Annotated in this window: 4 protein-coding genes and 1 pseudogene; 2 read left to right on the top strand and 3 right to left on the bottom strand. The window is 58.9% G+C overall.

Translation table 11 applies throughout. The features are described from left to right. The 3 genes from AC1D1X_RS15955 to rodA form a co-directional block, all read right to left on the bottom strand. Positions 1 to 1,592, bottom strand: a 1,592-nt coding sequence (locus AC1D1X_RS15955; RefSeq protein WP_477698636.1) for a tetratricopeptide repeat protein, incomplete at its 3' end; no start/stop codon positions are given. Between the two features lie 24 nt (positions 1,593 to 1,616). After that, entirely contained in the window at positions 1,617 to 1,916 is a 300-nt protein-coding gene (locus tag AC1D1X_RS15960; protein ID WP_477668384.1) for a hypothetical protein, read from the bottom strand. Between the two features lie 14 nt (positions 1,917 to 1,930). Further along, positions 1,931 to 3,085, bottom strand: coding sequence for a rod shape-determining protein RodA (gene rodA / locus AC1D1X_RS15965; RefSeq protein ID WP_477668385.1), 1,155 nt, complete (start codon positions 3,083 to 3,085; stop codon positions 1,931 to 1,933). Positions 3,086 to 3,290: 205 nt separating this feature from the next. Here rodA and AC1D1X_RS15970 point away from each other — a divergent pair, with 205 nt between their 5' ends. Together AC1D1X_RS15970 and AC1D1X_RS15975 are read left to right on the top strand one after the other, a co-directional pair. Then, on the top strand, positions 3,291 to 3,887 hold the full coding sequence (locus AC1D1X_RS15970; RefSeq protein WP_477698637.1) for a YqiA/YcfP family alpha/beta fold hydrolase: 597 nt from the start codon (positions 3,291 to 3,293) through the stop codon (positions 3,885 to 3,887). A gap of 66 nt (positions 3,888 to 3,953) precedes the next feature. After that, a pseudogene (locus AC1D1X_RS15975) lies at positions 3,954 to 4,690 on the top strand (RNB domain-containing ribonuclease); the annotation flags it as partial.

The raw sequence follows: 4,690 nt of genomic DNA on the forward strand, positions 1-4,690 counted from the left end.
ATCCAAACCGGTTTACCCATGGCACCCGCAAGGTGTGCCACGCTGGTATCCGACGTAACAACCAGGTCCAGTGAGTCGATCACAGCTGCCGTATCGGCGAAAGTCTTCAGCGCCTCGCCCGGACAGAGGATGTGAGGTTGCGTCTTCATGACAGGAATGTCCACTTCACGAAGCATGGGTTGAAGGCATATTGCCGGCATTCCGTCGGGCAGGGCTTGCAGAAATTCCGCAAGTCGCAGAGAGCGTAGCCGGTCGCGCTTCTGTTTGGCGTTGCCGGACCAAACAATGCCCACCCGGGGGGTAGCAGATCCAGCCAAGGCAGCGAGCCGCTGTTGCCAGGCCGCCTTTTTATCGGGATCGGCTTTCAAATAAGACAAGCTCGCCGGCACAAACCCGGTCCGATGATGCCCCAGGGCCAATGGAAGGCTCATCAAGGGACAATAGCAATCAAACGGCGGCAAGGGCTCATGCTCCTCCAGAACGCGGGTCACCCCTGGAAGAGTCCCCATCAGCTCTTTAAGTCCCGCCTGCACCTGAAGCACCACGCGCGCACCGAGTGCGGCCACTTCCGTGGCGTATCTGGAAAACTGGATGGTGTCCCCAAATCCCTGTTCACACGAGAGCAGGATCGTTTGACCGGCGATAGCCTCCCCACCGAGCCAGAGAGGCTTWGCAAAGACCTTGCGCTCTTTCACGTCTTTTTCTTTCGCGCTTCTGAGCCGCCACTCGTATTCCGTCCAGCCCGTTGCATAGTCGCCATTCAGCAGGGCGCTAAACCCGAGATTGAAATGGGCAGCAAAATGCCCGGAGTCCAGCTCAAGGGCCGTCCGGTAACTTTTGATGGCGTCATCATGGAAGCCCTGTTCACCCAAGGAAATACCGAGGTGAACCAGCGTATTTGCGTCCCCTGGATTGAGATCCAGTGCCCGCCGCATCAACGGAATCGCCCGTGCGAAATCTCCCGCGGCCTCGCACGCGGCCCCCAGGTTGCTCATGAATTGGGCGTTCTCCGGCTCCAGCGCAAGGGCTTTTTCGTAGGGCGCTATCGCCTTGAGCGGCAAATTCTGGGCGCTGTACAGGTTTCCCAGATTGCAGAGAAGCCCGACTGATTCGGGAAATCGGCGAATGCCTTCCTGCATGATCTCTTCCGCCTCCGTCATCTGCTCATGTTGAAAGAGTTCATAGCCCAATTCACGATAGGCCGGTTCAAACTCTGGCGCAAGCAGCACAACCTTCTTGAATCGGTGAATGGCCTGAGATACGTTTGCCTCCCGCTGTGCGAGCGTTCCCAACATGAAATGCGCGTCATGCTGTGTGGGATCCAGACTTGCGGCCTGTTCAAGTGCCGCCTTGGCTTCCAGAAGGTGGCCCTGCTCACTTAATACATATCCGAGATTGATCAGTGCGAAGACATCTTCTGGATCGGCCTTCGTTGCCTCGCCGTAGCACAAAGCCGCCTCATAAAGCTTGCCTTCTGCCAACAAGGCATTGCCATTCTTTTTGAGTTCAGCGCAACGATCCTTGTCAGGCGCACCGACGCTGGCTGCAGCGCTCGACGAAGCCGGCAGGATTTTTCTTAGAAGTCCGAACATGCTGCTCCAGAAAAACGGTAAGAACTACAGCTGCAAAGAAAGCCACTGCGTCAATTCATCGGCATAGGCATCATTAACGCCGCGGTCTTTCAATGTCCACAAAAAGGCATTACCCAGCTTGGCTTTTTTGTAGGTATTGAGTTTGTTGGCCCGTTTAAAGGCAGCGAGTTCATGCGACATCTTTATCAGCGTTTTTTCTGCTTTTTCCGCAAATTTCTTTTCTTTCACCGACTCTTTGGCCGGCAGCTCGCGGATCACGAGTTCCGCCAGCGAAATGCCGCACTGACTTGCGGCCCGCGTATCAAACCAGTCAAAAAACCCCATATGAACCTCCTTGTTTAGCTCTGCACCAAGCGCTTGGCCTTGGCGATCGACATCAGCATGCCGATGGCCAGTCCCAGCGTCACCATGGCCGTGCCGCCATAGCTGATGAAAGGCAGCGGCACGCCCACCACGGGCAGGATGCCGCTGACCATGCCCATGTTGACGAAAGCATAGGTGAAAAAAATCATGGTCAGCGCACCGGCCAGCAGGCGCGAAAACAGGGTCGATGCCTCCAGCGCAATGGCCAGTCCGCGCAAAATCAGGAAGATGAACGCCGCAATCAACAACAGATTGCCCAACAGACCGAACTCTTCGGAGTACGCCGCGAAGATGAAGTCGGTGGTGCGCTCGGGAATGAACTCCAGGTGCGTCTGGGTGCCGGCCATAAAGCCCTTGCCCGTGATGCCGCCCGAGCCAATGGCGATCATGCCCTGGATGATGTGAAAGCCCTTGCCCAGCGGGTCGCGCGAGGGGTCGAGCAGCGTGCAGATGCGCTGCTGCTGGTAGTCGTGCAGGATGGGCCAGCGCACGCCGTCGGCACAGATTTGCGGCTCGAACCACACCACGAGGAACACGCCGATGAGGCCCAGCAGCACTGGCGGCAGGATCAGCTTCCAGCTCAGCCCGGCAAAAAAAATCACCGCGAGCCCCGCGGCCAGCACCAGCAGGGAGGTTCCCAGATCAGGCTGCTTCATGATGAGCCCGACCGGAACGAGCAGCAACAACCCGGCGGCCAGGAAGTCCAGCGGGCGTAGCTGGCCTTCGCGTTTCTGAAACCACCAGGCCAGCATCAGCGGCATGGCAATTTTCAGGATTTCGCTGGGCTGGATCACCACGCCCACATTGAGCCAGCGCCGAGCGCCTTTTTTGGTGACGCCGAAGATCGCCACCGCCACCAGCAAGGCCACGCCGGCGATGTACAGCGGCACGGCAAACGCCATCAAGCGCTGGGGCGGCACCTGGGCCACCACAAACATGATGGCGCCGGCAATCAGCATGTTGCGGCCATGGTCAACAAACCGGGTGCCGTGGTCATACCCTGACGAATACATGATCAGGAGGCCTGCACAGGCCAGCAAAAACACCGCAAACGCCAGCAGGCCGTCAAAGCCCTGGAGCAAAGGCAAGGTTCGCTGATAAAGGGAGGGTTTGTCGAAAACGGCGGCCATGCGCGGATTATCCGTCAGCCTTGAAGCCGGGAACGCGTGGCCGGGCATCCCGCGAAAGCGGGCATCGCTATCAATTACATAGCTGCTCGCGCTGGCCCTGATTGGCTTGAAACCCTGTTTCACTTAAAACCGGCATCAAACACCGCGAAACCCGGGAAATCGGCTCCGGCAAAACCTGTGGTGGCCAGCCCGTCTAACATGCGGCATGCGCACCACCCACCTGCTCTATCTCCACGGATTTCGCTCCTCCCCCCAATCCGTGAAAGCAAAAAAAATGGCCGCTGCCGTGCAGCAGCGCCATCCCACCGTTCACTGGTGGTGCCCGCAGCTGCCACCTTCGCCGCACGCCGCGCTGCAGATGGTGAAGGACGAAATTGCCGGCTGGCCCGGCAAGCCGGGCTACCAAAGCATGGGCGTGATCGGCTCTTCGCTGGGCGGCTTTTACGCCACTGCGGTGGCCGAACAGGCCGCTTGCAAGGCCGTGCTACTCAACCCGGCCGTGGAGCCGGCGCGCGACCTCACCCGCTACATCGGCGAGCAAACGGCCTGGCACAACCCGGAAGAACACTTTTTCTTCGAACCCCGCTTTGTGGATGAGCTGAAAGCACAGCACGCCGGGCCGCTGAAATCGCCGCAAAACTACCTCGCCATCGTTGCCAAGGGTGACGAAGTGCTGGACTGTCGTGAAATGACGGCCCGTTATGCGGGCGCTCACATCCGGCTGCTGGAAGGCGGCGACCATGCACTGAGCGACTTTGACCGGCATTTGCCGACCATCCTCGACTTCCTGGCATTGGCCTGAAATCTCTCTGAAGCAGCCCTGATTACACTAGTCTCAAGTCATCAAAGACACCAAAGGGATCCCGTTTTGTTTGTATTGTTTGAAGAAGCCGGCAAGTTCCTGGCCGGCCGCATTTTGTCCGAGAGCGATGCCTCGCTGCAGGTCGAGCTCGACTCGRGCAAGCGTGTGAAGGTCAAGGGCGTTAATGCCCTGCTGAAGTTTGAAAAGCCATCCCCTGCCGAGATGGTGGCCGCCGGCCAAAAGCTGAGCCACGATATTGAGCTGGACCTGGCTTGGGAATTCGCCAGCGAAGACGAATTCGGCTTTGCCGACCTGGCGCGCGATTACTTCAGCGCCGACGGCAAAGCCGCCTCGCTGGAGCAACAGGCCGCCGCGCTCTTTCGCCTGTATGACGCGCCGCACTACTTTCGCCGTGCCGGCAAGGGCCGCTTCAAGAAGGCACCGGCGGAAATCCTGCAGCAGGCGTTGGCCGCCATCGAAAAGAAAAAGCAGGTCGCAGCGCAAATCACCGCCTGGGCCGAAGAACTGGGCCGCGGCGAATGCCCGGCGCCGGTGCGCGATCAGCTTTACAAAATCCTCTTCAAGCCCGACAAGAACAGCGCCGAATACAAGGCAGTCGTCGAAGCCTCGCGCGCCACGCACACCGCGCCGCTCGATTTGCTGCAAAAGGCCGGCGCCATCGCTTCGCCTTACCAGTTTCACTGGAAGCGCTTTTTGTTTGAGAACTTCCCCAAGGGCACGGGCTTTCCGGCGCTGCAAGCGCCTGAAGTCAAGGACGAGCTGCCGCTGGCCGATGTGAAGGC

It is taken from the genome of Polaromonas sp. P1_G4, assembly GCF_056405475.1.

What these genes read in the sequence shown, in the direction of transcription:
- AC1D1X_RS15970 (WP_477698637.1), top strand. Translation starts at nt 3,291, where the DNA reads ATGCGCACCACCCACCTGCTCTATCTCCACGGATTTCGCTCCTCCCCC.
- rodA (WP_477668385.1), bottom strand. Translation starts at nt 3,085, where the DNA reads ATGGCCGCCGTTTTCGACAAACCCTCCCTTTATCAGCGAACCTTGCCT.
- AC1D1X_RS15960 (WP_477668384.1), bottom strand. Translation starts at nt 1,916, where the DNA reads ATGGGGTTTTTTGACTGGTTTGATACGCGGGCCGCAAGTCAGTGCGGC.